Origin of the sequence: Mucilaginibacter ginsenosidivorans (assembly GCF_007971025.1) — a bacterium.
GTDB lineage: Bacteria > Bacteroidota > Bacteroidia > Sphingobacteriales > Sphingobacteriaceae > Mucilaginibacter > Mucilaginibacter ginsenosidivorans.
Genome location: NZ_CP042436.1, coordinates 4,185,374 through 4,210,573, shown reverse-complemented (window position 1 = coordinate 4,210,573; position 25,200 = coordinate 4,185,374). Strand labels below are relative to the sequence as shown.

Sequence of the window (25,200 nt, the reverse complement as noted above, 5' to 3'; positions counted from 1 at the left end):
AACCGCTTGTTAACTTTAATTATACACTTGCAAAAACTATACATCATGAAAGATTCAGCAAAAATTATAGTAGCGCTTTTGGCCGGCGCCGCGGCAGGCGCCGCAGTGGCCCTGTTATTAGCGCCAAGCAGCGGCTCGGAATTACGGGACGACATAGCCGATTATGTAAACGATATCACCGGTTCCATCCGCAATAAAGCCGAGTCGGCGGCTAACAACCTGCGCGAATACGGTAACAGCACACTGGAAAGGTCGAAGTCGAAATTTCGCAGTACAGTGAACGATCTTGCAAACATGAAGGAAGACGTGGCCGACAAGGTAAGGTCAAGGTCGAACAACGTGGTTGAGGCCGGTAAAGAGGCCATCGGGCGTGCAAAGTCGGGCGTAAAGGGTGCCGCCGACGATCTGAACGATTCGATACAAGGCGCTTAGTTAACGCAGCGCCTGCTTAAAAATGCAAAAGCCCGCGAATGCCGCGGGCTTTTTTTGTTTGAACAAACACACACGTTCAATTTTACTTAGCAGTCCAGTTATTATTGCTTTCGTCGGCATCCATAAAGATACCGCCATCTATCTTAGCCGATTTGATGGTCTTATTATTTTTGAAGCTGATGGTAGCTGCCTTCTGATCTTTTTCCCAAACTGCCGATGTTTGATGTATACGGCCGGTTGTACCATCCGAATAAGTTAACACCAGGTCGAATGGTGCCGCAAAGCCACCTATATTTTGTATCTCGAATTTATAACCGGTACCGATCTTCGTCACATTTTTCAGAGCCAGGTCGATATAACCATTGGTAAAGAACCAGTTGTTGAAGAACCAGTTCAGGTTTCTGCCCGATCCGCTGTTCATTGAATTGAAATAATCCCATGGAATAGGGTGTTTGCCATGCCAGTTATCCATATAGTTGTGCAACGCTTTTTTAAACAGGTCGTCGCCCAGCATATCCTTCAGGGCCAGGTAGCTTAACGAGGGTTTGCCGTATTCGTTGTTACCTAATCCGCCCCTCAACTCGGTACCCTGGGTAATGATCGGCTGATCCTCCGCAGTCGACGGGTCATGTATCCAGCCTGCTATCCTGAATTGTTTGTACAGGGTTTCAGCCTTTTCCTTCCCAACCTCTGCAGTTCCTATCAGTAACTCTAAAGTCGTTGCCCATCCTTCATCCATAAACCCATAACGGGTTTCATTAATACCCATGTAAAAGGGGAAGTAAGTATGCGCTATTTCGTGGTCCTGTACCAACTGCGCGAAGCTCAGGCTACCGGTATGGCTGTCATTTACCATCATCGGGTATTCCATATCTGCAAAACCCTGGAAGGCGGTCATTTTTGGGAAAGGGTAGGGTACACCCGGCCAGTTGTTCGAAAACCAGCTTAACGAATTACGGCCAAATTGCACGGAGCGGTGAAAATCCGTTGACTTATCCTGGAAAGCAGCCTGCATACTGGCCCTTCTGCCCGTAGCTTTATCAACTACCACGCTGGCGGCATCCCAATCATAATGGTCGCTTATACCCAGCGCCACGTCCGTAATATGTGACGAGGTCCACGTCCAGGTATTCATATCATTCTGAGCCGTCACTTTTTTACCGGCCAGGTCTTCGGGGGTAGCTATGTGAATTGTGGAATCGCTCGTCATCGACTTTTCAAGCCGTTCAGCATATTCAGGCTGCAATACTTTGGTCGGGTTTTGCAGCGTACCCGTTGCCCAAACAATAAAGTTTTTTGGTACTGTCACGTTCAGGGTATAGTCATTAAAGTCGTTATAAAACTCCAGCGCATCCATAAATTCCGTACGGTCCCAGCCCACATAATCATCATAAACGGATACCCGCGGATAAAAATAAGCCAGGTAGAACGAAGTGGAATCGATAACCCCTTCGCGGCCCGGACCCGTTACCAACTGGTAATGCCAGGTTATATCCAGTTTTACCGAGTCGTGCGGCATTAAAGGTTTCGACAGGCCGACGAACTGGTTGCTCGTACGCGCCTGTTTATTGTTCCAGTTTTTCTTTTCGCCGTTTACCTTAAACTCATCAACCTGCACACCTTCCGACAGGTAGTCGTCACTGGTTCCAGAAAACCTGGCTGCGCCGGCCCGGTGGATATTCATGATCAGCTTGATATTGAGTCTTTTCAGTGTGTCCGGACTGTTGTTGATATAGGTGATCTGCTCGGTGCCTGTCACATCTTTTTTAGGAGGCGCAACCGTAATGGATATGTTATATTTTCCGGTGTTTTGCCAGTAATTCTTGCCCGGTTTACCGTCCATGGAACGGGTCCCATTTTGATATGCCTTTTTGATATCGCGCGGGATGTAAAGCCCCTGCGCATTTACTTGTACAATGAAACATACAAATAAGGCAGATAGAATAGTTGATTTTAGCATCATAAATAATTTTGGCGGCAAATTACATATTAATCGCAGATAAGTACATGTGCCAAAATCAACAAAGTACCAGGATGGCCTCAAAGGTGTATTGTAAATAAATGGTTACAAATATTGCATTAACCCCAATAATTCTGTTACTTTGGTATAGTTATTTTAATAGGGGTATTAAATAACTTTTCTAAAGCCGGATCCATGGGGTCCGGCTTTTCTTTTGACCAAACCCGGCTCAATCCAGTACCTTTTGAGCAAGATATTCCTCTGATATCAAGGTGAACAGGCGGTCGTTGTCAATATTTTCGTCACAGCATTCTGTCAGCAATTGCCTTATCCGTTCGTTACCCATAAACTGGTTGATCAGCTTCAGCATCCTGAAAGAAGTAAGAGCGAGGTTTTCGATCATGCACATATACAGGATAATATCCATGTCGTTCATGATCTTGGTTTTTCCGGAATGGTTGCCAAATTGATAGGCTTCTTCTATTACTGCTTTTACCACTTCGCACCCATCATCAGATGGCTTTGAATCGAGTATGGCGTATATTTCGTCCACACGGGCCTGTTGCCTTTTTGAGTCGTCGAGCGCCTCCAATATTGCCAGCTGCATATTATGGAACGATGCGATCTCGGCCAGCGGTGGGAGATGTTTGATGAGGTAGCCTTTGGTACAGTTTACCCTGTTCAATTGATGAATGAACAACCTGTTAAGGTCTGTCTGACTTAAATATTCATTTATTTCGGTTTTCATAGTTTTATAGGTTTTGTTGCTATAACACAGTAATTTGAATTAAGTTCAAATTTTCAGTTCGTTGCGGCTGGAAATCCTTCAATTTGTATTGATGCTATCTTTTTTTGACTTTTAATAAATTCATATCTACATTCGCCATATAATTGGTGTGTCCGCACACACTTAAAATCAAAATGATGAGAATTGCTTTTTTTGCCCTGCTGTTCCTTGCTTGTAATACCGGTATTGCCCAGCAAATAAAATATACGGCCGGAAATAATGATTGGGATGCCGATTCGCTCGGTAATCAGCGGGTGGTGTTATCGGCTGATGCTAAAGGCGCAAAAGTTGTTAAGGCCGTTATCAATTGGCGGCGGAGCGACTATCACCCTGAAATTAAACAGCTATTAGTTGTCGACGCGAGTACCAACAAAAGGATAGATAATGTAAAAGTTGACGCTATTACGCGCGAAAAAGGCACCATCTATTTTGAGCCTTCGTCCGGCACTCAATACTATGTTTACTATTTGCCATATAAGATCGACCGGAAATCGAACTATCCCAACGCAAAGTACCTGAAACCACAGGAAACAGCCAATGCAGACTGGCTTCAAAGTATTGCAAGTACAAAAGATACTCCATTGGCAAAGGTTGTATCGATCGAGTCTGTCAATGCTTTCAATAGTTTTTACCCGATGGAGGTGATCGCCACAGCATCGGAAGTAAAGGCGCTGGAAAGTAAATACCCGTCAAAAAAATACCTGGTGTTTCCAGAGGACCGGATGCACCCCATCAAAATGAAACACGATCTGCCGCAGCGCTGGATATTAAAGGGGTTGACAAGTACATTTAACGGCAAAACTGACCGTGGCGAAAACTACGCTTATCAATTAGGTATTTATCCTGTGTCGAATGATTTAAAAAAAGTTAAAATTACTTTCTCCGACTTGAAAGGTGCAAAGGGTACTATTTCTTCCAAAGTCATGTCGTGCCTTAATACCAGCGGTATCGATTACAAAGGCAACCCTTTTTCGAAACAAGTAGACGTAGCCAAAGGCGATGTGCAGGCTATGTGGTGCCTCGTGAATGTTCCCCAAAATGTTTCGGCCGGTATTTACACCGGGTACGCGACAATTAGCGCAGAAGGGGTACCGGCTACACGCATTAATATCGCCCTGAAAGTTGATAATAAGATCGCTCCAAAAGGCGGAGTAAATGAACCGCAGAAGCAAACACGGCTTACCTGGCTTAATTCGACGATGGCGCAAAAAAACGATGTCATCAAACCATACATACCTTTAAAGGTCGATGGCCAAAGCATATCGCTGCTTGGCCGCAAAGTGATATTGGATAATACAGGCTTCCCGAAAAATATTGAAACTTTTTTTACCCCCGAAATGACGGAGATGACGGATAAGCCTAAACAGTTGCTAAATCAACCCATCAGCTTTATGCTCGAAACCAAAGACGGGGAGAAAGAGCTATGGAAGCCATCGGCTGTTAAGTTTACTGATAAAACACCCGGCACCGTTAAATGGGAGTCGCAAAACACAGTTCCCGGGTTGCGGATGGATGTGTGCGGTTCAATAGAGTTTGATGGTTTTATCGCCTACACGGTTAAGTTAACCGCCCTGCACGATATCAGCTTTAACGACCTGCGTCTGCATATCCCGATGAATAAAAAGGCGGCCACTTATATGATGGGGTTAAACCTGAAAGGGGAGAAGCGTCCCGACACCTATGAGTGGAAATGGGATGTTGCCCATAAGAACCAGGATGGCGCCTGGATAGGCAGCGTTAATGCCGGCTTGCAATATTCGCTGCGCGACGAGCATTACGTCCGACCCCTCAATACCAATTTTTACCTGCAACGCCCATTGTTATTGCCGGCCTCGTGGGGGAACGACAATAAAGGCGGGATCAGGATAAGCGAAGCTGACAGCACGGTTTGGGTGAACAATTATAGCGGCTCCCGCAGTATGAAAAAAGGCGAAGTATTATATTACAATTTCAACCTGCTGATCACCCCGTTCCATACCATCAATACCAATTTTCAATGGGCCACAAGATTTTATCATAAGTATAATAACCTGGATACTATAAAAGCAACAGGCGCTACAGTGGTCAACATCCATCACGGCACGCCTATCAATCCCTACATCAATTATCCGTTTATAGCGCATGACGCGATGAAGGCCTACATTGATGAGGCGCACCGAAAAGGGTTGAAAGTGAAGATATACAATACCATCCGCGAGTTGTCCAACAGCGCTTATGAGCTGTACCCGCTGCGCAGTTTAGGGCATGAGGTGTTTTCGCCTGGCAAAGGCGGGGGATATTCCTGGCTGCAGGAACATCTGGGCGATGATTATATTGCCGCCTGGTACGTACCCGAATATAAGGATGCGGCCATCATTAACAGCGGAATGAACCGCTGGCATAATTATTACGTGGAAGGCATGAACTGGCTTGTGCAGAATGTAGAGATTGATGGCATTTACCTGGATGATGTGGCCTTTGACCGGGTAACCATGAAACGCATTAAACGCGTGCTGACCGCAGATGGCCATCCGGGTATCATCGATCTGCATTCGGCCAATCAGTATGATAAAGCCGACGGGTTTAATAACAGCGCGAACCTGTATATGGAGAATTTTCCGTACCTGAATCGTTTGTGGTTCGGTGAGTATTTTGATTATGAGAAGAATTCGCCGGATTTTTTCCTGACCGAGGTATCAGGCATACCTTTCGGCCTGATGGGCGAAATGCTGCAGGGCGGGGGCAACCCATGGCGGGGAATGGTTTACGGCATGACCAACCGCATGCCCTGGAGCGATAATGCCGATCCGCGCCCGATATGGCATGCCTGGGATGACTTTGGTATGCAAAACGGCAAGATGATAGGCTATTGGGTGGATGATTGTCCCGTAAAAACCAATAATCCTGAAGTATTAGCGACCGTCTATAAAAAAGATAAAAGTGCGTTGGTATCCATTGCAAGCTGGGCGGCAGATGATGTCAATATTAAACTCAAGATAGATTGGAAAGCGCTTGGTATAGACCCATCAAAAGCAACGATCACAGCGCCGGAAGTGAAGAACTTTCAGCCCAAAGCTGATTTTCAAGACGGACACGATATTAAAGTTGAAAAGGGTAAAGGGTGGATGCTGATTGTGACAGAGAAATAAGGCGTCATACTAAGTTATATTGAAGTATGCGCGCTGGCCCGATAGACATCTTTCGGGAACCCCAGGATGACAACGCCTTTTATAATGGATGTCGTTAAGGCAATTTACTTAAGTCTATGTTTAGCTTTTTACCGCTCCGGGGCCACTCAAAAAAGATATTGCGCGGCGTATAATTGTTAAAGAACCCGCAATTTTTCAAAAAGAAGGACTGTCCTTTAACACCGCCTGCGTAATCCATCCGGTAACCTTTAGCGCCGGTATTATCTGCCGTAAAACGCGCTTTGGTTAGCTCCATCCATTTACCATTGCTATCGCATATCCACCCGTTGTTAAAATGTACCTCGCGGGTTTTGGTGCCTTGTTCCGGTTCAAAATTCTCAAGGAACGAGTGCAGATGTTCCAGGTATGTATCGGTCTTTGGTCTGCTGAAACCGGCGATCAGTTGCCATTTACCGGCTTCGGGCGCGAAAAAATAAGCGGTGTATTCGGTGCGGCCTTTGCCATCTGGTTTGGCGTGTACCAGGAATTTATAGGTAGTACCGGCTTTCCACATAAAGTTCATATAGCTTTGCCCGCCTGAACCTTCGTTCCCAAACTCGCCTGTATGCACGTTGTCACCTTTTTTAAGCATAATGATCTTTTGATCTTCGGGAATAGATTTAGGATCATCCGTATTGAAAGGGCTCCAAACCGAGAACAGGATATGCCTTTCGGTAGGCGAGTTCACCTGCATGCCGAAATAACCCTCCGCAAAACCACAGGCCATAAAATAGGAGCCTAAAACATCATTTCCTTTCGGGACGGTCACTTCATTATAAAACCATTCGGCATTCACGCCATCCGGTACGGTATAGCCCAAATGAACGGACGGTCCGCGGCGACCCCAGTAAAAGAACTGGCCTTCATTATCCTTTACGAAGCTCATTTTACTTTTAACGGGGTCGCCCGATAAGGCAATACCAGTTATATCGGCAAAAACGTCGCCCGTTTTTGAAACGCCTTTTAGCTGGAACGCTATGTAACCTGTATCACGTATCATCCAGTCGCCCACATAAACATCTCTAAAGCCACTGCCCGATGTAGTAATAGTTTTGCTGATGCCCAATGCCGTAACAGTTATCGAACTCCGTCCTTTTGGAACGGACAGGTGCAAATAAACATTGAGTTTCCCCATTTGCCCAAAGCGTACATAAGAGGTGAATGTGGCTTTCGCCGAACTCCAGTTTATAATACCTTCGTTGCTGATGTTACCGCCCGTGGTGTCTTTGTCCGTTCGCCAGGCGTTTCCGCCAAATGGGATAAGGGTTAGTGTGTCGGTCTTTTTTTTTGACCTTCCAATAGCTTCGCTGGTTGCAAAGGTTGCAAGAAATATACAAATGCTAAATATCGCCGTTACCCTGCAAGTACGCTTCATTATCCGTATCATATTATACTTTTAACTGCTGCCAGGTCTTGGTAATTATTTGCCCGAGTATGTGCTGATTTTCTTCAAGTTTCGCTACCAATGCCAGCTGTGCCCGCACACGCTGCAAGTTATGACTAAAAAAATGTATTTTGAAATAATGATCGCCCTCCAGGTAATCGGTCAAAAAACGTACGGCCTGAATATAGGGTAGCAACAGTACACCTTTTAAAAGCGAGCTAATTTCCGATTCGGTCAAAAATGGTTTCGCTTCCTGGAGGAAACCTTTGGTGTAAGCTTTAAATAAATGCAGGTTTAAACCAATATGGTTTACATCGGCCTCATCTTCGGCAACTGTATTGATAATGGTTCGTATCGAATCGCCAAAATCGTAAGCCACGTAGCCCGGCATTACGGTATCCAGGTCAATTACACATTGCGCATTGTCATTTTGGTCGAGCAGTACGTTGTTAAATTTAGTGTCGTTGTGTACTATTCTTAACGGCAAAACCCCGGATCTGCCTAAACGTGATATTTCGCTCATCGCATCGCTGCGCTGCTGAATAAATCCGATCTCTGGAGCTACCTCTTTCAACCTCCCAGCTTTATCTGTATCTATTGCCTTTTGGAGATTCGCCAGGCGGTATTCGATATTATGAAAATTGGGTATGGTATCTTTTACCAGGCTAACGTCAAGGTCGGCAAGCAAAGCAAGGAAGGCCCCGAAAGCTTTACCGCCTTCAAATGCCTGTTTTTCGGTTGTTACAACGTCGTAGCTTTTGGTGCCTTTCAAAAAATAAAAGACGCGCCAGTAATTGCCGCCGTCGTCTTTAAAATAAGGCCGGTTGTCTCTTGTTTCGATAATCGTGAGGACATTTTGTTCCGAACGTATTTTTTGCTTCAAATGCCGGCTAACATTCAACAAATTGTTCATCAGCAATGGAACGTCTTTAAAGACATGGTGATTGACGCGTTGCAGCAGGTAATCGTGCCCGTTTATGTTAGCATTGACAATACGGTAAGTGTCATTGATATGGCCCGAACCAAATGGTTTTACCGATGCGATGCCGGCATCGATCTTGAACTCCGAAATGAGACTGTAAATTTGGTTGTCTGTCAGCGAATTAGTACCCATCAATCTGTCAAATATCGGGAAATTGAGGGTTATTCAAAACTTAACGCCAGATTACTTTTCAAGAATAAAAGTAACATTCGTCCAGTTGGCCGATGTGGTGGTGGCCTGCAGGCATTGTTTGATCACCCAGCCTTCGTCCAGGTATTTGTTAACGTCCTTTATTTCGTAAGCTGAATGACGGTTGCTAACGGTTTGCTCGTAAACATTGATGTTTACCGTAATTACTTTTTGTGCCATGTATCCGTAGGTTTATGGTACAAATGTACAAATTAAACCCTTTGCATCAGTGGGGCCGATGTTACCGGGTGATAATGCCGGTTGATAACCAGCTCTAATACCTGTTTTGTGTTGTCGGGATAGTCAACCCCGATCACTTTGCCGCTCTCCAGCCAGTTTTGTATGGTTTCGTTATGTTTTGGCTTTAGGCTTTTGATAACCGGCACACCCATTGCTTTAAGTGCAGCTGCATTCAATTGCTGTTCGTATTGGCCCTTCATCGGGATCACCAAAAGCTTCTTCCCCAGGAATAAGGCCTCCGCCGGTGTTTCAAACCCGGCCCCGCAAAGTACCCCGGCCGATTGCGCCACGCTTTTTACAAACTTTTCGTTATTGATGGGCTGTATCGAAACATTTTTATGTTTTGATACCCTTTTGTTGTGTTTTGAGAAAACATCCCATTCCACGTCTTTAAATTCGGATAGCCTTTCTATCAGGCGCTTATCATCATAAGCAGGCAGGTAAACAGTGTAATGCCCCTTATCGGTTATCTTTTGTTCACGTACCTGTTTCCGGATAACCGGCGTAAATATGTTTTCGTCAAAGCGCCTGAAATGAAAACCATACTGGCTGGTAGTTGGAGCGTAATTTTTAAGGATCAGTTTTCCTATCATGTCCGATTCATCGGGCTTTGGCACATCTTCGCTTAAAACAGCGGCCTGGTGACTTAATCCTATGCATGGCTTATTTTTGACATAACAGGCCCAGGCCGATACAGGTTCAAAATCATTAATTACAAGGTCATATTCTTCAACCGGCACCTTATTCACTTCCTTCAGAAATTTGCGGAAACTGGCTTTGTAAAAGGTTTTCCAGATATCGACGCCACCTGATTTACCGAAGATAAATCCAAACCCGTTGAACCGGTATTTTACCGGGAAAGGCAATTGCAGGTCTACTTGTGTGCCGCTGATCAAGATATCTACATCGGCCATTTGCTGCAGCAGCGGCACTATCTCGAGCGAGCGGCTTAAATGACCGTTTCCTGTTCCCTGTATGGCATAAAGTAGTTTCATTGTTTAGCAGCTTTACGCAAAAGTACGGTGCTGTTGGTTAAACAAATGTTAAGTGATTATTAAACATTTTACGATGATTAAATACTGGCTTAAAATAGAGTAAATATTAAGCCTGAAATTGGTCTTCCTGGTTGCTCAGCCATCGTATTACCGGCTATTTTGGCGATTTCTACGCTGAAACAAGCTTATTTATCCACAATATGCAATTTACAAACAACCCGTAAATTAAATTTCAGGAAAAACAGGCTTAATATGGCCTGTGTACTTTTGAGGGCAGTAAGATTTAGCTATGAAAAAACTAACGTTGCTGCTTTTGGCCCTCTCGATTGCGATACCAGGTTTCGCGCAAAATCATAAAACCCAAAATGTTATTGTTGTCACTTTAGACGGATTTCGCTGGCAGGAGCTTTTCCGGGGCGCCGACTCGGCAATTATCAATTCTAAATTTACCGATACCAAAGCTGACGTCCGGAAAAAATATTGGGCCACAACGCCCGAGGACCGCCGGAAAATGCTGATGCCGTTTTTTTGGTCGACGATCGTGTCCCAGGGTCAATTATATGGCGACCGTGATGCCGGCAATAGCGACGAGGTAGCCAACAATTACCATTTTTCGTACCCGGGCTATAACGAGATTTTTACCGGTTTTCCTGATGTTAGAGTGAATAGTAATAACCCGGTTCCTAATCCCAATACCAGCGTTTTCGAATACCTGAACAAACAGCGTGGGTTCGAAAATAAGATAGCCGTGTTTGCCTCATGGGAGGCTTTTCCTGCCATATTTAATGTTGGCCGCTCGGGTTTGACAGTGAACGCGGGTTACGCCGATTTTGACGGCCCCAAAACCGACCGGCGGCTGGAGTTTTTGAACGAAATGCAGCATAAGGCACCTCATTATTTGGGCGATACCCGCATTGATTTTATGACCTACGAACTGGGGATGGAATACCTGAAGGAGTATAAGCCACGTGTGTTATATATTGCCTTTGACGAGACCGACGATATGGCCCACGCCGGCAATTATAAAATGTACCTGAGCCAGGCCCACCAGGAAGACGCCTATTTGCAGGACTTATGGCAATACTTGCAAAGCGATCCGCAGTATAAAGACAAAACAACCCTTATTGTAACGTGCGACCACGGCCGGGGAGATGCATCGCCCGAGGCCTGGAAGAGCCATGGTACGGGAATCAAAAATTCGGAGCAAACCTGGTTCGCCGTTATAGGGCCGGATACCCCGAATGATGGTATCATCAAAACAAAAACAACTACTTATCACAAACAGCTGGCGCAAAGCATAGCTAAGTTATTGGGTTTTGATTTTAAAAAGAACGCCGATCACGAAGTTGGCGACGCCATAGATGCGATGATGGCAAAAGATAAACCCAGCCTTGGCAAATAGATAGATGAAAAAACTGGTTCTTATTTTATTAGTGTATGCGGCGTTGGAGCCCGCATACGCCCAACCTAATCCTCCGCCGCCTGCGCGGCACTCGTTTATAGTAATCTCGCACCGCGGAGACCATGTGAAATGCCCGGAAAATACCCTTGCCGGTTATGCTGAAGCCATAAAAAATGAGGCGGACTACATTGAAATAGACTTGCGGACGACAAAGGACGGCGAACTGGTAAGCATGCACGACGGCACCGTGAACCGTATGACAGAAGGCAAGGGTAATGTAAAGGATTTGACACTCGCCGAAATGGAGCAGCTTCACGTTAAAAGCAAGGATAGCCTTGATAAAGACATTTACCGCGTGCCAACCTTTAAACAGATACTGGGGCTTTGCAAGGATAAAATATACATCTACATTGATTATAAAAATGCAGATGCCGCGGTTACTTATGCCATGCTGAAAGAATACGGCATGGAAAAACAAGTGCTTGTTTATATTAACAATCCGCAGCAATTTGTCGATTGGAGAAAAATAGCGCCCGGTATGCCCCTGATGGTGAGTATGCCAGGTAATGTGAAGGATGAAGCTGGCATGAAAGCCTTTATTGATAAAGTAAAGCCAGATATTTTGGATGGCGGGTGGAAGGAATACACCCCTGCAATGGTAGCTTCGGCCAGGGCAATGGGGTTGACCGTGTGGCCGGACATCCAAAGTGCAAATGAGTCGCAGAATTGGGACGAGGCGTTGGCAAAAGGATTCAACGGCTTGCAAACAGATCACCCGGCCGACCTGGTGAGGTTCTTGAAAAGCAAAGGTCTGAGATAATATCACCCGGCCTCAACTATCAACCATCTAAAAATCTAACTTTGCCGCCCTAAGGCAGCCATAATGTTAGATGTATTATTCAGGGACGAATATTTGATCGCCATAAACAAACCGCATGGCTTATTGGTACACAAGTCGAAAATAGCGGCTGACGTGGAAGTGTTTGCCCTGCAGTTGCTGCGTGACCAGGTAGGGCAGAAGGTATTCCCCGCACATCGAATTGACCGGAAGACCGGTGGCGTTCTGTTATTTGCATTTGATAAGGAGATAGAAATAGCGATGCAAAAGCAGTTTGCCGAAAACCGGGTCGCTAAAAAGTACCTGGCCATCGTTCGCGGGCATACTGACGACCGCGGTGAGATCGATTATCCTTTACGAAAAGAAAATGGTACCCTTCAGGATGCTTTCACCGCTTATCAAACCCTGGAACGCGCCGAACTGGATGTGCCGTTTGGCAAGCACGGTACTTCACGGTATTCGCTGGTAGAAGCCGCCCCGGCCACAGGTAGAATGCACCAGTTAAGAAAACATTTTGCTCATATTTTTCATCCTATTATCGGCGACCGCACCCACGGCTGCAATAAGCAGAACAAGCTGTTTAAAGATAAATGGGCGATGGAAACGATGTTATTACACGCTTGTTCTGTTGAATTTACGCATCCTGTAACCGGGCAGATGATAACAATAAATGCACCGTTGCAGCCTGAATTTGAGCAGGTAATGCAATTGATGGGATGGAAATGATCATTCTTTTGACGACGAATGCTGAATAAGCTTCACTTTGCCGCTTTTTATCAGTCGTTGCTCGGCTTTGGTGAAGGGCTCCCTTCCGCCGAAATCCTGCACCCAATACAAGCGGAACTGAGCCACACCAACTTCCTTAAATGATGGATTCATCAGGTTTTTGCAATGCCCCGGGCTTTTAAGCCATCCATCCATAACCTCGGCAATGCTCATCTGCCCCTCGGCTATATTTTCGCCTACGGCAAAGCTTTTAAAGCCTTTGTAAGTATAGCCAGCAGCGATTACCCTGTCCGACATTGTCCGGCCATCCCGGCTGGTATGGCTGAAGTAGTGCCTCCCCGACATATCTTCGGCGTGGTTCTGCGCGGCGGTCTCCAGGTCGTCGTTCCAGACCAATGGCGGCGCCGGCGGCATGTATTCGGTGCCGCAATTACAACCCCTATGTCTTGCTTCGTTTATCCGTTCAAGAAATTCCTTTTTGAAGCTCCTGTGCGGGTCTGCAGGACTATTGGTGATACACGATAAAAACAGGGCAAGCACAACTATGCTCGCGGTAAGTAATTTCATATTAACTGTTCGACGGTTTAACGGGCAACAAGTTTAATAACGAATTTACGACGTGTATATGATAACTCAGGATTTCCTTTTGATACGGGAGCGCCAAAAACCTTTTCTTCTTCGCTTATACATCACGAACAAGATTACCGATATCAGAACAATGATAATGATAAGTATGGTAATGAACCTGGCTTTTTGGAGAAGTTGAACGCGTAAGGCCCTTTGCTGCTGTTCAAATAAGCTTTTTTTTTGGCCATGGCCAGCGAGTCGGCCGCTTTTATCCGTGCTGCTAAAATAGCTTCTTCGACTTTCCGGATGCTGTCGTCAATAGCGAGGTGTCTTTTCATTGCCTTAGCCGATTTGGACTGGTTTTTCAGGCTGCTGTATAACATCGCATAGTTCAACTGTACAAGCGACTCCTGCCTGGCATAATGATTTTTGGACGATAGGGCCAGCGCTTCATTCAGGTCGCGCATGGCCAGGGTATAGTCTTTTATTTCTGTTTTCAGGGCCGCAAGCTCAATGAGCGAGGAAATAATGTTCGGGTTATCATTGAGTTCGCGCGACAGCGAGTTTGATTGCAGGATGAACCATTTGGTTTGCGGGAATTTCTTTTGCGCATGGTAAACCTTAGCCAGGTTGTTGAAACTGGTTCGCAGCCCAATGGTATCGTTATATTTCGAAAAATAATGGATGGCTTTTAAAGTGTTGGCTATCGCGGCTTCCTGGTACTCGATCCGTATCTTTTTACTGCTGATGGTGTCGAACTGCATATACCGGCCGGCTATCTCGGTATACAGCTGCCCTTTCAACGAATCGTTAACCGATAGTTGCACCTGTTTTTTTAAGCTATCTAAATTAACCTCCGCTTTTTTGAGGCTATCCGTTTTTTCGGCAGCAAAAAGTGCCGGACCGAAGGTAACCAGCGCAAGTAACAGGATCAGCTTTTTTGTGTAAGAAACAGGCATCGTTGTCATAAGATTGATACCTGTATAATATCAAACGGTATGCCCGGTAACCTTTTGCGGGTGATTACAGGCGATTATCGGGCGAAAATCGCTGTTTGGACCAAACCAGGCAGGAATTTATAAAGCATAACCCTCGGAGCATTGTCGTTATAAACCCCGGGATAGTATAGAATTTAGTACAAATAATTCCCCAATCATCTACTTTTTTATCAGGCTCTCGTACCTGTCCACAAACCTGCCGAACCATCCCCACTTGTGCATTAGCAGGTTAAAAAGGGATATACCCGCAATGGCACAGGCTATCCCGGCAAGTACGTCCAGTACATAATGATGGCTGGTGTAAACAGCGCCAAACCATATACCCACCGTTACTATACCAAATACAACGCTGGCCTTATATAGCCTGTTCTTTGCCGCGTAATAAAATACGACGATCGGGTAAGCCGAATGCAGCGAAGGCATGGCTGCAAAAACATTGGACCCTTTGGTATAGATGGATTGAAATATCCTTGCATGAAAATAATTATCGAACCGTATTAGGCCCGCTACATTTTCGCCCGTATTGGTGATCAGCGTATAGCCATGATCCTGTATGTACCATGGCGGGGCGGCGGGGTAGGCATAATAAATTACAAAGCCGACCAGGTTGACTACCACAAAAGCGATCAGGAACTCAAGGCATTGCCTGCGGTTGGTGATGAACAGGTATATCCCGAAGCCAAAGGGCACCGGTATCCAGCACAGGTAAAATATACCGGATGTTACGTCGAGGAACGAGGTACTGTTTAGCTTGAGATATTCGTTAGGCGTAAGCAGGATGCCGTTGAAATGAATACCGAACAGGTGTTTTTCAAAATTATACAGGTCGGCCATGTGTACCGTATTGTAACGGTAATTGGGGAAGGCCTTCATGTAGTCAAAGATGACCCAGTAAACCAGGAACGTAAGGTAAGCGATGAAGAACTTGCGCGTAACTTTCGAGGCGTAAAACAAGCCGTTTGCAAGCAGCAGCAGTACAACCTGGTCACCTTTAAAACCAACGAGAAAATATGACAGCACTAAATAAGCTATCGAAAGGGTAGAAATAACAATTACAGAGCGGGGATTAACTGTAATGTCATGACTGACATTATTGCCCATGCTATTTTTTTATAAAATCTGAACGGAATATTTTGTCCCACAACGGCGAACTAACCCCATAACCTTTATCTGCATCCTGGTAATGGTGCAGCATGTGATGTTGTTTGATCTTTTTCCAGATGTTTCCTTTGAAATTGAAATGATGAATAGCGTAATGTGTCATATCATAAAAAAGGTATCCCAAAATAAAGCCGGGGAAAAAAGCAAAAACGTAGTTATCGGGCAAAATAGCATTAAACAGGAAGTAAAATCCTGTTGCCAGGGGGATGCTTACCGAGGGAGGCAGAACGAGTCTTTTAGCATCGCTTGGATAATCGTGATGAACCCCATGAAATATAAAATGCATCCGCTGCGCCCATGGTTTGTTTGGCGGGGCATAGTGGAAAACAAAGCGGTGCATCACGTATTCCGTAAATGTCCAAATGAATAAGCCAAGCACAAAATACCCGATAAACGTAAGGGCCGGAATGTGTACGTCAAAAAATGATTTATACATACAAAACAGGATAACCGGCATAAATATAAATACCGGCACCAGGTAATGAACTTTTGACAGGGCCTCGAGCAGGTTGCTCTTGAACATTCTCACAGATTCCTGTGAATTGGAAACATACTTCTTTTTCATAACATCAGGGCTTAAAACGTTCAACCATTTCTTTGCCTGTTTGGGGATCGGTGCCGCTCACTTCCACGTACACAACATTCGGGAACCAGAACGTACCGCCTTCGATCTTCACAAACACACTATTCAGAATAATTTGCTTTTGCGAAATAAATGCGAATATATGATATTTTCCGTCAGAAGCCTTCATCAAAGTGAGCGGAAATTTTTTGTATGACACAAATCTGATATCATAATTTCCGTTCGCTAAGGGCCTGGCTGTTAAACCATAAGCAAATTTACGCTGAATATAATTCAAGTCCTCTTTTTGTCCCTTATCGGCATATCGTATCCAGTAAGCTTTAACGGGGTTTTCCGTATCAGGCATGCCATTGGTGGCCAGGTTCAGGTCGTACACTATAGTGTTGGCGTTTGGTGTACGCTGTACATAAAACAAACGGCTGTCCGTAACTGGCGGCTTCGGGTAATTTATTGGCGCTTTAACCGAATCGTTGTGTTTATCGGGCGAGATGCCGAAAGTTATCCCGGGAGCTATTAAAAGCAATAAAATTAAAAATTTGGAAACGCGCATCGACTGAAAGGGGTATTGATCATTTATTCTTTTGTTCGAGCGCCTTTTTTGCGTCGACAAGGCGCCTGATAGCAGTTACATTAGTTAATATAGCGAGTGCAACAATGGGGAAAGTGAAGATGGACATCGTTTCAAAAACATGGAACTTAACGCCCGGAACATACAGTTTGTAGTCGCCGCCGATATATAACGATATCACTCCGCATAGCATGGCAAAAAGGCCGATCGTTATCACCCGCTCGGGGCGCTGCATCAGGCCTCCTTTTATCTCGACACCAAGACCCTCGGCCCTTGCCCTTACGTAGCTCACCATCATCGAGCCGATCAGAGCAATAAATGCAAATATCGAACTCAGGAAATAATGGTGGGCAACAAGATAATAGCAGATGCCCAGGAACATCACCAGTTCGCTGTACCGGTCGAGCACCGAATCATAAAGCGCACCGAACGTCGATTTCATGTTCCCCAACCTTGCCACCTGCCCGTCCAGCATATCAAATAAACCTGCGAAAAGTATCAGTCCACCGGCCCAGCCCACATAGGTAAGGTCGCCCCGGTTACCTTCTTCTGCACCTATTATAAATATCACGGCAACCCCCAGGTTTAGCATAAAACCGATGGTTGTAACCGCGTTTGGCGTCAATCCAAGCTTTATCAAAACCTTTACTACAGGGTCTATCACCTTGTAGATGCCTAATTGTAAGCTGGTTCGTAAAGATGTTTGTTGTGCCATTGTTAATTTATTGCAAATATACAGTTTTGTGTTTTTAAAAGTTAAAGATAACCCTGGTACGTATACCCCATTGTGATACATCCGGATGATCGAGATAGGTAAACCTTTTTACCAGGTCGATCCGCACAAACTTGAAAACGTTCTCTATGCCTACACTACCTTCAATATAAGGCGTTTTGCCGGGTATAAAAGTCACCGGCTGCCCGTTTTCCTCGGTCGGTAACTGGAACAGATCAGGGTGTATCGAAGGATTGTTCTGATTGCTCAGTCCTGCCCACAATGCTTTAAACGACAATGTTTCGCGCCATTTTAATTTTTTCAGCAATGGTATTTTGTTAAAGAAAAACCCATTAAAGTGCTGGTCGATATTAATGCTTTCGTTATGATCGTTCACAAATTCCAGGAAGTTCATCAGGTTATAGCTGAACAGGTCGTATGCATAGGTCTGGTTGGCCCTTGGAATGTTCAGCAAAGGGTAGGGCACCTGTCCGAATATTTTCCTGGCCTCTGCTGTTACGTCTGCATAGCCTAACTGCGACAGGTAAAAGCGTTTATCGAACCTGAAGTGTAAATTGGAATAGTTGTATTCACCGTTAAAGAAGCCCTTTATCCCCACGGTATAATCCACGGCAAATGCCGGATATTTATTAGGGATAGGGATACGGTATATTTTACCCTGGTAAAATTGTTCGTTAGGCGCGTACCTTAATCCTAAGGATAACTCCGTCGTGGTAACGCTGTTTACGATATTTGGAATGCCATTGGCGTTGCTGATGAAACTAAGGGTACCGGCAGGGGCCTGGGTCCACTTTCTGAAACCAAAATTGTAAGAGAAGTGGCTTTCGTATTCGTGTACGTAATCGAGTTTATAAAAATCGTTGTACAGGAATTTGTTGTTTTCTCCACGCTTAAAGGACAACAGGAAGTTATCCTCCTGTACAAATTGCAGCGTGGCACCCGGTATTTTGGTATCGCGCTGAAAGCTCGCCCTGATATAATCCTGCGGGAATTTATAGATCGATTTATTGTTAAGCGAATAAGTGGCGCTCAGGAAATATTTCCAGCGTTCGTCCTTAAAACCGTAGGCGGCATAAGTCTCGAAATAATAACGCTTGCTTAGTTCTGGTGTAGTACGCCCGCCAACCCTAAGCCTGAAGCCTTCGACAGGGTTAAAGCTGTAAAAAGTGTTAGCCGGACCAAGCTCAAACGGCCCAAACGACTTATACCCGGCAAGCACCAGCGTGATGATATCCATCGTTCGCCTGTAGGAAGGGATGGTCACCAGGGTATCAATATTATGGTAAACTTTTGATTCAGCCGTGGTTAAAGTATCAAACCTGTTTTTCGCCCAAAAATCTTTGGTGTGGTCCTTTGCATTTTCGAGGGTGACTACAGCGGGCCCTTCGTAGGCGGTGTCGCTTAAAGCTTTGTTAACTTCGTAATCTTTAAAGATAACGGTACGTATCCCCAGCAATCCACCGTTTGATTTTTTTGACAGTCCGAAATCCACCAGCGTAGTATTTTTACTCAGGTGATACCTTTTATCAGGATTCTGTTCGAACTCGAGATCTACCGTCAGCCCCTTAACAAAATTAAGGTTGATGTTTTTATTTACCGTTAGATTAGCCTGTTGTACAGCATAGTTACCATCGAGTGTAATAAATATATCTCCCTCAAAAAGCATATCCGCCCCGTTGCGCGGGGTAAAGCTTAGCCGTACAAGTTTGGTGTTATTTACGACCACGGTATCCGTGATAAAAAACTTGTAGAACGTAGGCGCGGCATCACATATCGGGCTTAAAAATTGGTTGGTAACCAGGAATATGTTGTTATCATAAATATTGATATCATAATACATGTGCTTGAAGTACTGGCCAAGCCCCTCGTTGTCGATATAACTGCCGAAGTTTACCCCTTTTTCGGCAAGCAAGGTTGTTTTGTCTTTTTTAGGATCCTTGCGGTAATAATACTGGCTCAGCTTTTCGTCAAGATATATCGGCAGCAGGTTTTTGCCCGGTACTGTCGTGCTGTCGCGGTTATCCAGTAAAAATTTATATTTCCTGAAGAATTTTCGTTCAGTGATATTCGGCGATACGTTAACCACCGAAAACATCATTTTATCATATTGCCTGTACTGAACATAGGAGTAACTTTCAGGTTTGTTTTGCGCCTTGTGGGCGATAACCTGCCGTATCAGTTCCACCGCCGGGTTATCTTTATTACGATACCTTGTTTTTTTGCCTGCACGAATAACAACCTCGCTTAATTGTTGTGCTATGGGTACCAGGCGCACATTTATTACCTGCTCCTGCCCCTGGGCGACGTTCAATATGGCAGTTTTGTAACCTACATAAGTAACCTTGATCCTACTGATAGGCCTTACCGTTTGAAGCATGTATTTACCATCAGCATCGGCGCCGACATTTATTGTGCTGTCTACCGACGAAATGGTGGCAAACGGAACGGTTTGTTTTGTTTTTGCATCGGTAACCACTCCACTTACCTTTGTCACCTGTGCAAACGAGACAAAGGACGAAAGAAGAAAAGACGTTAAAACGAATAATTTTAAATATATATTTCTAAAATTCATGTAGCCAATGCAATTATTCAAATACAAGCAGGTTGTTCAGAATAGTCGTATAGTGTAACTTAATTTTTAACGGAACAACTTTAGTGTTCCCCGGATGCAAGATTTAGCACCGGTCACTTAATTCACTTGCCACTATTTGTTAACCCTGCGGCACGGTCAAATGTTTCGTCCGGTCGGGTTGCACCTTTGTATCAGAGCGCAAAAGTAGGAAAATTTCAGACAGACTATTGTGGTCAAAAAGTCAAAATTAATCAATTGATTAATTTCTGATGATCGGGGTTCAGAATAGTTTGAACCACAGTACAGCTTGTAGTATGATGTTTGCGTACACGCCGGCCAGCACATCATCGAACATGATACCCCAGCCGCCGGGGAGCTTTTCCATTTTGTTGATAAATAATGGTTTCACAATATCAAAAAAGCGGAAAAGTATTAATCCTGCACCGATATATTTCAAATTGGGCGGAAGAAATAGAAGGCTTATACACATGCCCGCAGCTTCATCGATAACCACGCGCGATGGGTCTTTACCCCACACCGTAGCGACGATGCCGGATGACCAAACCCCGACAAGTGTAATGGCAGCAGTAACAATGATGGAAAGGGTTAAATTATAACCACCTGCCCAGGCAAAATACCAGCAAATGCAGGTAGCTACGGCAGCAACAGTGCCGGCGCCTTTGCCGATATAGCCTATACCCAGGCAGGTGGAAACAAGTTTATGAAATTGCATTACATGGCTTCAACCAGGTCCTGGTAATAATCCAGGCCAAGGTGTGTTATCAGGTCTTCGCCCATCATGTGGCGCAGCGTATTTTGTAATTTCATTAATTGTTTGAAAATATCATTCTCCGGAGCAAGACCGGGCGCTGTTTGCGGCGATTTAAGGTAGAATGATAACCACTCCTGTATGCCGCTCATTTGTGCCCTCTTGGCAAGGTCACTAAATAAAGCAAGGTCAAGTGCAATCGGTGCAGCTAATATCGAATCGCGGCAAAGGAAGTTGATCTTGATCTGCATTTTGTATCCAAGCCAGCCAAAAATATCAATGTTATCCCAGCTTTCTTTGTTGTCGCCATGCGGCGGGTAATAATCAATACGGATCTTGTGATACAGGTCGCCATACAGCTCCTGGTTTTCTTCCGGCTTAAAAATATCTTCCAGTACACCCAGTTTCGATACTTCTTTAGTTTTAAAGTTATCCGGATCATCCAGTACCAATCCGTCGCGGTTACCCAGGATATTGGTTGAGAACCAACCTTTAACGCCTAATGAACGTGCAGCCAGGCCAGGGGCCAGGATGGTTTTCATCAGGGTTTGGCCCGTTTTGAAGTCTTTACCGGCAATCGGGGTTTCTGTCAGTTTTGCCAGTTCAACCATTGCAGGTATATCAACAGTTAAGTTAGGAGCACCGTTTGCAAAAGGGATGCCCATCTTCAAAGCCGAGTAGGCATATATCATACTTGGCGAAATGCGCTTGTCGTCATCTACCAGGGCCTGCTCGAAAGCCGCCAGTGTTTGATGTATTTCTGATGCTTCGTAATATATCTCTGTCGAGCCGCACCATACTAAAACTATCCTGCTGCAATTGTTTTTCTGCTTAAAGTCCCTGATGTCCTGCATTACAGCCTGTGCCAGTTCGTACCTGGTGCCGGTTTTAACGTTGGTAGCAGTAAGGTTTTTTGCATAGTTTTTATCGAAAGCGGCCTTCATTGGCACAACAACTTCCAGTTCCGGTTTTATGGCATTCAATAAACCCGGCTCCAAAACTTTCGCTTTCATCGCAGCTTCATACACGTTATCTTCATAAACGTCCCAGCCACCGAACACAATGTCCTTAAAATCTGCTATCGGCACAAAGTCTTTGATCTTTGGGTAGCGGTTGTCGGTTCTTTTGCCTAAGCGGATATGTCCCATTTGAGTTAGTGAACCTATAGGCTGGGACAGGCCTTTCTTTACGGCTTCAACGCCGGCGATCATGGTAGTCGCCACCGCGCCTAAACCCGGTATCAAAATTCCCAATTTTCCTTCGGCTGGCTGAATGTTGCTTTTCATGTTATCGTATTTTCTATTTAATGTTGGTTTGACTTTATTGCTGAAATGTTCAAATTACCGATTTTTTCAGCAAAACGTCGTCATTTAATTTACAAAGTTGACGGTTCAATGAGATTTAACGGCTGCCTTATAAGAGTTATAATGTCAGCAGCAGCCATTTGCGCACAGCAGGGGGTATGCTGCCGTGTGGCGTATCAGTTCAGTTAAATTGCCTTTTCGTACAGACGGTACGTTTTGTACTGGTCGCCGCCTATAGCTTCAATTGCCCGGTTCACCATGTCATTGTGTTCCAATGTCCACGATGCCTCGGCATACTCCAACCCCTTTCTCCGGTATTCTTTTATGATATTGCCATACAACACAGCCTCGATACCCATTTTCCGGTAGCCATCTATCACACCCAGCAGCATTATCCTGATGCCCTTGATCTTGCTCTTTCCAAACAAAAGCTTGAAGAGGCCCGTAGGCAATAACCTGCCTTTTTTGATCTTGATAAGTACCTGGTTAACATCCGGTATGGCTACGCCGAAACCTACTATCTTGCCATGCTGCTCGGCCAAAAGGCAAAAATCCGGGTCAAGTATCATTTTCAGGTCCTTGGCCGTGTAATCAAACTCCTCGTTGGTCATCGGGAAAAAGCCCATGTTTTTATCCCAGGCAGTATTATAAACCTCGCGCAATGCGGCGGCTTCTTCTTTAAATTTCTTCAGGTTTACCTTGCGGATCAAAACGTCGCTGCGTTTAAGCCTATCCTGCAATTTATCAAGCAACTGAACCGATTTGTCGTTATAGCTGGTTTTATCCCAATGCCAGGCCAACAAGTCCACCTGTTTTTTAAACCCGGCTTTTTCAAGCAGGTCCACATAATAAGGTGGGTTGTAGGTCATCATAACCATTGGCGGGCTATCAAAGCCTTTGATCAGCAAACCGCAGGTTTCGTTAGTTGACGGGTTTACCGGGCCGATGATCTTGACAACTTTTTTTTCTTTAAGCCAGTCGATAGCCGTATTGATAAGCAGGTTGGCGGTTTCCTGGTCGTTGATGCAATCAAAAAAACCAAAGAAACCATCATTAGTGCCGTTAAACTTGTTGTGGTTATTGTTTAATATCGCACATATCCGCCCAACGATCTTGTCACCATCATAAGCAAGGAATGTTTGTAACGACGAATGTTTATGAAAAGGGTGGGTAGTCAGGATGTCCCTTTGTGCGATAAATAATTCCGGTACGTAGTTTGGGTCATTTTTATGAAGTTCGTGCGGAAAATCAATAAAATTAGCCAGCTCCTTTTTATTGCTGACCGGAATTACTTTTTTCATTATAAGGTAGTTGTTTAATTGACAGGCACTTATATATCTTCTTTTACCATGCTTACGCCAACTGTTTTGAAGGCCTTTGATATTTTATCTATAGCCTCGTCTATCTGGTCGAACGTGTGGGTTGCCATCAACGAGAATCGCAGCAGAGAAGAGTCGGACGGAACCGCAGGCGACACAACCGGGTTAACAAATACACCGGCATCCTGCAAATACTTGGTCACGATAAATGTTTTTTCGTTATCGCGGACGTATATCGGCAGGATAGGGCTTTCGGTAGGGCCAAGGTCGAAGCCTTCGTCCAATAAAAGCTTTTTGGCATAGTTGGTATTATCCCAAAGCTTCTGCATGCGCTCAGGCTCGGATATTATGATATCTAACGCTGCAAGTACGCTGGCGACCGATCCCGGAGGCATGCTTGCACTGAACATTAGTGAACGGGCACGATGTTTTAAATAATCAATAGTTGCGTAATCAGCGGCTATAAAGCCTCCCAATGAAGCCAGGGACTTGCTGAAAGTACCCATGATCAGGTCGACATCATCTGTCAAACTAAAATGAGAAGCCGTACCGGCACCTTTATGACCTATAACACCCAGGCTATGGGCGTCGTCAACCATAATATTGGCGCCGAATTCTTCGGCAAGCTGGACTATTTCAGGTAGTTTTACAATATCGCCCTCCATGCTGAAGATACCATCTACCACGATCAGCTTTACGCCTTCTTCGGGCAATATGGTTAGCTTGCGGCGCAGGTCTTCCATATCGTTGTGGGCATATTTAATTACCCTTGAGAATGAAAGGCGGCTTCCGTCTATCAACGAAGCATGATCGTATTCGTCTAAGATCAAATAATCGCTGCGGCTGGCAACTATGCTTGACAATACACCCAAATTAACCTGGAAACCGGTGCTGAACAGTACCGATGCCTCTTTACCTACATATTCGGCGAGGCGGTTCTCCAGTTCGATATGAATATCAAGTGTTCCGTTCAGGAATCTCGATCCGGCGCATCCGGTGCCATATTTATCGATCGCTTTTTTTGAAGCTTCCTTAATTTTGGGGTGGTTGGTAAGTCCTAAATAAGAGTTAGATCCAAACATCAACACGCGCTTGCCATCAATAATTACCTCGGTGTCCTGTGCGGATTCAATGGGCCTGAAGAAGGGATAAACGCCTCTTTCCCTTGCCATTTCTGCGTCTTTAAACAACGCAATTCTATCATGAAGTTTTTTACCCATGTATTAACCCTGCTTTAATTTTTTGTAAACAAGTTTATAACTTATCGTTAGCTAGCTGATACTGTTTACATTACACTTTACCCGGCAATGTAAATTCTCACAAGGCAAATTAATTAAAATTTTCTTTTAATTCATGTTACAATTTTTCATTTTTTTAAAACAGGAGCGAAAAACACCATTATTATCTTTGATTTCGTGGCGTTTAAGTAAAAATATTGTTGCTTCACTTCTTTTAATCATATTTATGCCATAATTCGCAGATTCTGTCGTAAACGATAGAAAATAACTGAAAGAATGCCATTAA

Annotated in this window: 22 protein-coding genes; 5 read left to right on the top strand and 17 right to left on the bottom strand. The window is 44.7% G+C overall.

From position 1 onward, the window contains the following. The first annotated feature begins 45 nt into the window (after positions 1–45). On the top strand, positions 46–432 hold the full coding sequence (locus FRZ54_RS19200; protein ID WP_147033439.1) for a YtxH domain-containing protein: 387 nt from the start codon (positions 46–48) through the stop codon (positions 430–432). An 82-nt stretch (positions 433–514) separates the two neighbouring features. On the opposite strand, the gene FRZ54_RS19195 is transcribed toward FRZ54_RS19200, so the two are convergent. Continuing rightward, a complete protein-coding gene (locus FRZ54_RS19195; protein ID WP_147033438.1) occupies positions 515–2,395 on the bottom strand; it encodes a M1 family metallopeptidase in 1,881 nt (626 codons plus the stop codon). A gap of 226 nt (positions 2,396–2,621) precedes the next feature. Then, complete coding sequence (locus FRZ54_RS19190) at positions 2,622–3,140, bottom strand: DUF892 family protein (protein ID WP_147033437.1); 519 nt, start codon at positions 3,138–3,140, stop codon at positions 2,622–2,624. A gap of 173 nt (positions 3,141–3,313) precedes the next feature. Between FRZ54_RS19190 and FRZ54_RS19185 the strand changes: the two genes are divergently transcribed. Continuing rightward, positions 3,314–6,307 carry a glycoside hydrolase domain-containing protein gene (locus FRZ54_RS19185; RefSeq protein ID WP_228462541.1) on the top strand — a complete coding sequence of 998 codons (2,994 nt, stop codon included), beginning with the start codon at positions 3,314–3,316 and terminating at the stop codon, positions 6,305–6,307. Between the two features lie 94 nt (positions 6,308–6,401). Here the strand turns inward: FRZ54_RS19185 and FRZ54_RS19180 are convergent, their stop codons facing one another. From FRZ54_RS19180 to FRZ54_RS19165, 4 genes are read right to left on the bottom strand one after another with little or no spacing between them, the layout of a single operon-like run. Then, on the bottom strand, positions 6,402–7,721 hold the full coding sequence (locus FRZ54_RS19180) for a DUF3472 domain-containing protein (RefSeq protein ID WP_187359676.1): 1,320 nt from the start codon (positions 7,719–7,721) through the stop codon (positions 6,402–6,404). A gap of 13 nt (positions 7,722–7,734) precedes the next feature. Next, complete coding sequence (locus FRZ54_RS19175; RefSeq protein ID WP_187359675.1) at positions 7,735–8,844, bottom strand: phosphotransferase enzyme family protein; 1,110 nt, start codon at positions 8,842–8,844, stop codon at positions 7,735–7,737. A gap of 51 nt (positions 8,845–8,895) precedes the next feature. Further along, a complete protein-coding gene (locus FRZ54_RS19170; protein ID WP_147033434.1) occupies positions 8,896–9,081 on the bottom strand; it encodes a hypothetical protein in 186 nt (61 codons plus the stop codon). Positions 9,082–9,113: 32 nt separating this feature from the next. Then, the gene (locus FRZ54_RS19165; RefSeq protein ID WP_147033433.1) at positions 9,114–10,136 is read right to left on the bottom strand and encodes a glycosyltransferase family protein; all 1,023 of its coding nucleotides are present in this window, start codon (positions 10,134–10,136) and stop codon (positions 9,114–9,116) included. Positions 10,137–10,425: 289 nt separating this feature from the next. Between FRZ54_RS19165 and FRZ54_RS19160 the strand changes: the two genes are divergently transcribed. The 3 genes from FRZ54_RS19160 (at position 10,426) to FRZ54_RS19150 (ending at position 13,102) form a co-directional block, all read left to right on the top strand. Then, entirely contained in the window at positions 10,426–11,538 is a 1,113-nt protein-coding gene (locus tag FRZ54_RS19160; RefSeq protein ID WP_147033432.1) for an alkaline phosphatase family protein, read from the top strand. A gap of 4 nt (positions 11,539–11,542) precedes the next feature. Then, a complete protein-coding gene (locus tag FRZ54_RS19155; RefSeq protein WP_147033431.1) occupies positions 11,543–12,358 on the top strand; it encodes a glycerophosphodiester phosphodiesterase family protein in 816 nt (271 codons plus the stop codon). A 63-nt stretch (positions 12,359–12,421) separates the two neighbouring features. Continuing rightward, positions 12,422–13,102: a pseudouridine synthase gene (locus FRZ54_RS19150; protein WP_147033430.1), complete on the top strand. Its 681-nt coding sequence runs from the start codon at positions 12,422–12,424 to the stop codon at positions 13,100–13,102. Here the strand turns inward: FRZ54_RS19150 and FRZ54_RS19145 are convergent, their stop codons facing one another. From FRZ54_RS19145 to spt, 11 genes are all read right to left on the bottom strand, one after another. Next, positions 13,103–13,669 (bottom strand): CAP domain-containing protein, encoded by a 567-nt coding sequence (locus tag FRZ54_RS19145; RefSeq protein ID WP_147033429.1) that lies wholly within the window; start codon positions 13,667–13,669, stop codon positions 13,103–13,105. A 143-nt stretch (positions 13,670–13,812) separates the two neighbouring features. After that, positions 13,813–14,628 (bottom strand): hypothetical protein, encoded by an 816-nt coding sequence (locus tag FRZ54_RS19140; protein WP_147033428.1) that lies wholly within the window; start codon positions 14,626–14,628, stop codon positions 13,813–13,815. Positions 14,629–14,826: 198 nt separating this feature from the next. Continuing rightward, entirely contained in the window at positions 14,827–15,768 is a 942-nt protein-coding gene (locus FRZ54_RS19135; RefSeq protein ID WP_147033427.1) for a phosphatase PAP2 family protein, read from the bottom strand. A 1-nt stretch (position 15,769) separates the two neighbouring features. Further along, positions 15,770–16,393, bottom strand: coding sequence for a sterol desaturase family protein (locus FRZ54_RS19130; RefSeq protein WP_147033426.1), 624 nt, complete (start codon positions 16,391–16,393; stop codon positions 15,770–15,772). A 4-nt stretch (positions 16,394–16,397) separates the two neighbouring features. Then, positions 16,398–16,961, bottom strand: a complete 564-nt coding sequence (locus FRZ54_RS19125) for a DUF4833 domain-containing protein (protein ID WP_147033425.1) — start codon at positions 16,959–16,961, stop codon at positions 16,398–16,400. Between the two features lie 19 nt (positions 16,962–16,980). Further along, positions 16,981–17,694, bottom strand: a complete 714-nt coding sequence (locus FRZ54_RS19120; RefSeq protein ID WP_147033424.1) for a CDP-alcohol phosphatidyltransferase family protein — start codon at positions 17,692–17,694, stop codon at positions 16,981–16,983. A 34-nt stretch (positions 17,695–17,728) separates the two neighbouring features. Then, a complete protein-coding gene (locus FRZ54_RS19115; RefSeq protein WP_147033423.1) occupies positions 17,729–20,284 on the bottom strand; it encodes a DUF5686 and carboxypeptidase-like regulatory domain-containing protein in 2,556 nt (851 codons plus the stop codon). Between the two features lie 280 nt (positions 20,285–20,564). Further along, a complete protein-coding gene (locus FRZ54_RS19110; RefSeq protein WP_147033422.1) occupies positions 20,565–21,017 on the bottom strand; it encodes a phosphatidylglycerophosphatase A family protein in 453 nt (150 codons plus the stop codon). After that, entirely contained in the window at positions 21,017–22,339 is a 1,323-nt protein-coding gene (locus FRZ54_RS19105; RefSeq protein ID WP_147033421.1) for an inositol-3-phosphate synthase, read from the bottom strand. Before FRZ54_RS19105 ends, FRZ54_RS19110 begins: the two co-directional genes overlap by 1 nt. A gap of 203 nt (positions 22,340–22,542) precedes the next feature. Further along, entirely contained in the window at positions 22,543–23,658 is a 1,116-nt protein-coding gene (locus tag FRZ54_RS19100; RefSeq protein WP_147033420.1) for a hypothetical protein, read from the bottom strand. A gap of 29 nt (positions 23,659–23,687) precedes the next feature. Then, complete coding sequence (gene spt, locus FRZ54_RS19095; RefSeq protein ID WP_147033419.1) at positions 23,688–24,896, bottom strand: serine palmitoyltransferase; 1,209 nt, start codon at positions 24,894–24,896, stop codon at positions 23,688–23,690. Positions 24,897–25,200: the final 304 nt, after the last annotated feature.

Coding starts and splice junctions, on each gene's coding strand:
- FRZ54_RS19100 (WP_147033420.1), bottom strand. CDS start 23,658: ATGAAAAAAGTAATTCCGGTCAGCAATAAAAAGGAGCTGGCTAATTTT.
- FRZ54_RS19200 (WP_147033439.1), top strand. CDS start 46: ATGAAAGATTCAGCAAAAATTATAGTAGCGCTTTTGGCCGGCGCCGCG.
- FRZ54_RS19165 (WP_147033433.1), bottom strand. CDS start 10,136: ATGAAACTACTTTATGCCATACAGGGAACAGGAAACGGTCATTTAAGC.
- FRZ54_RS19155 (WP_147033431.1), top strand. CDS start 11,543: ATGAAAAAACTGGTTCTTATTTTATTAGTGTATGCGGCGTTGGAGCCC.
- FRZ54_RS19145 (WP_147033429.1), bottom strand. CDS start 13,669: ATGAAATTACTTACCGCGAGCATAGTTGTGCTTGCCCTGTTTTTATCG.
- FRZ54_RS19170 (WP_147033434.1), bottom strand. CDS start 9,081: ATGGCACAAAAAGTAATTACGGTAAACATCAATGTTTACGAGCAAACC.
- FRZ54_RS19105 (WP_147033421.1), bottom strand. CDS start 22,339: ATGAAAAGCAACATTCAGCCAGCCGAAGGAAAATTGGGAATTTTGATA.
- FRZ54_RS19115 (WP_147033423.1), bottom strand. CDS start 20,284: ATGAATTTTAGAAATATATATTTAAAATTATTCGTTTTAACGTCTTTT.
- FRZ54_RS19125 (WP_147033425.1), bottom strand. CDS start 16,961: ATGCGCGTTTCCAAATTTTTAATTTTATTGCTTTTAATAGCTCCCGGG.
- FRZ54_RS19175 (WP_187359675.1), bottom strand. CDS start 8,844: ATGGGTACTAATTCGCTGACAGACAACCAAATTTACAGTCTCATTTCG.
- FRZ54_RS19180 (WP_187359676.1), bottom strand. CDS start 7,721: ATGAAGCGTACTTGCAGGGTAACGGCGATATTTAGCATTTGTATATTT.
- FRZ54_RS19160 (WP_147033432.1), top strand. CDS start 10,426: ATGAAAAAACTAACGTTGCTGCTTTTGGCCCTCTCGATTGCGATACCA.
- FRZ54_RS19190 (WP_147033437.1), bottom strand. CDS start 3,140: ATGAAAACCGAAATAAATGAATATTTAAGTCAGACAGACCTTAACAGG.
- FRZ54_RS19120 (WP_147033424.1), bottom strand. CDS start 17,694: ATGGCACAACAAACATCTTTACGAACCAGCTTACAATTAGGCATCTAC.
- FRZ54_RS19130 (WP_147033426.1), bottom strand. CDS start 16,393: ATGAAAAAGAAGTATGTTTCCAATTCACAGGAATCTGTGAGAATGTTC.
- spt (WP_147033419.1), bottom strand. CDS start 24,896: ATGGGTAAAAAACTTCATGATAGAATTGCGTTGTTTAAAGACGCAGAA.
- FRZ54_RS19150 (WP_147033430.1), top strand. CDS start 12,422: ATGTTAGATGTATTATTCAGGGACGAATATTTGATCGCCATAAACAAA.
- FRZ54_RS19110 (WP_147033422.1), bottom strand. CDS start 21,017: ATGCAATTTCATAAACTTGTTTCCACCTGCCTGGGTATAGGCTATATC.
- FRZ54_RS19140 (WP_147033428.1), bottom strand. CDS start 14,628: ATGCCTGTTTCTTACACAAAAAAGCTGATCCTGTTACTTGCGCTGGTT.
- FRZ54_RS19195 (WP_147033438.1), bottom strand. CDS start 2,395: ATGATGCTAAAATCAACTATTCTATCTGCCTTATTTGTATGTTTCATT.
- FRZ54_RS19185 (WP_228462541.1), top strand. CDS start 3,314: ATGATGAGAATTGCTTTTTTTGCCCTGCTGTTCCTTGCTTGTAATACC.
- FRZ54_RS19135 (WP_147033427.1), bottom strand. CDS start 15,768: ATGGGCAATAATGTCAGTCATGACATTACAGTTAATCCCCGCTCTGTA.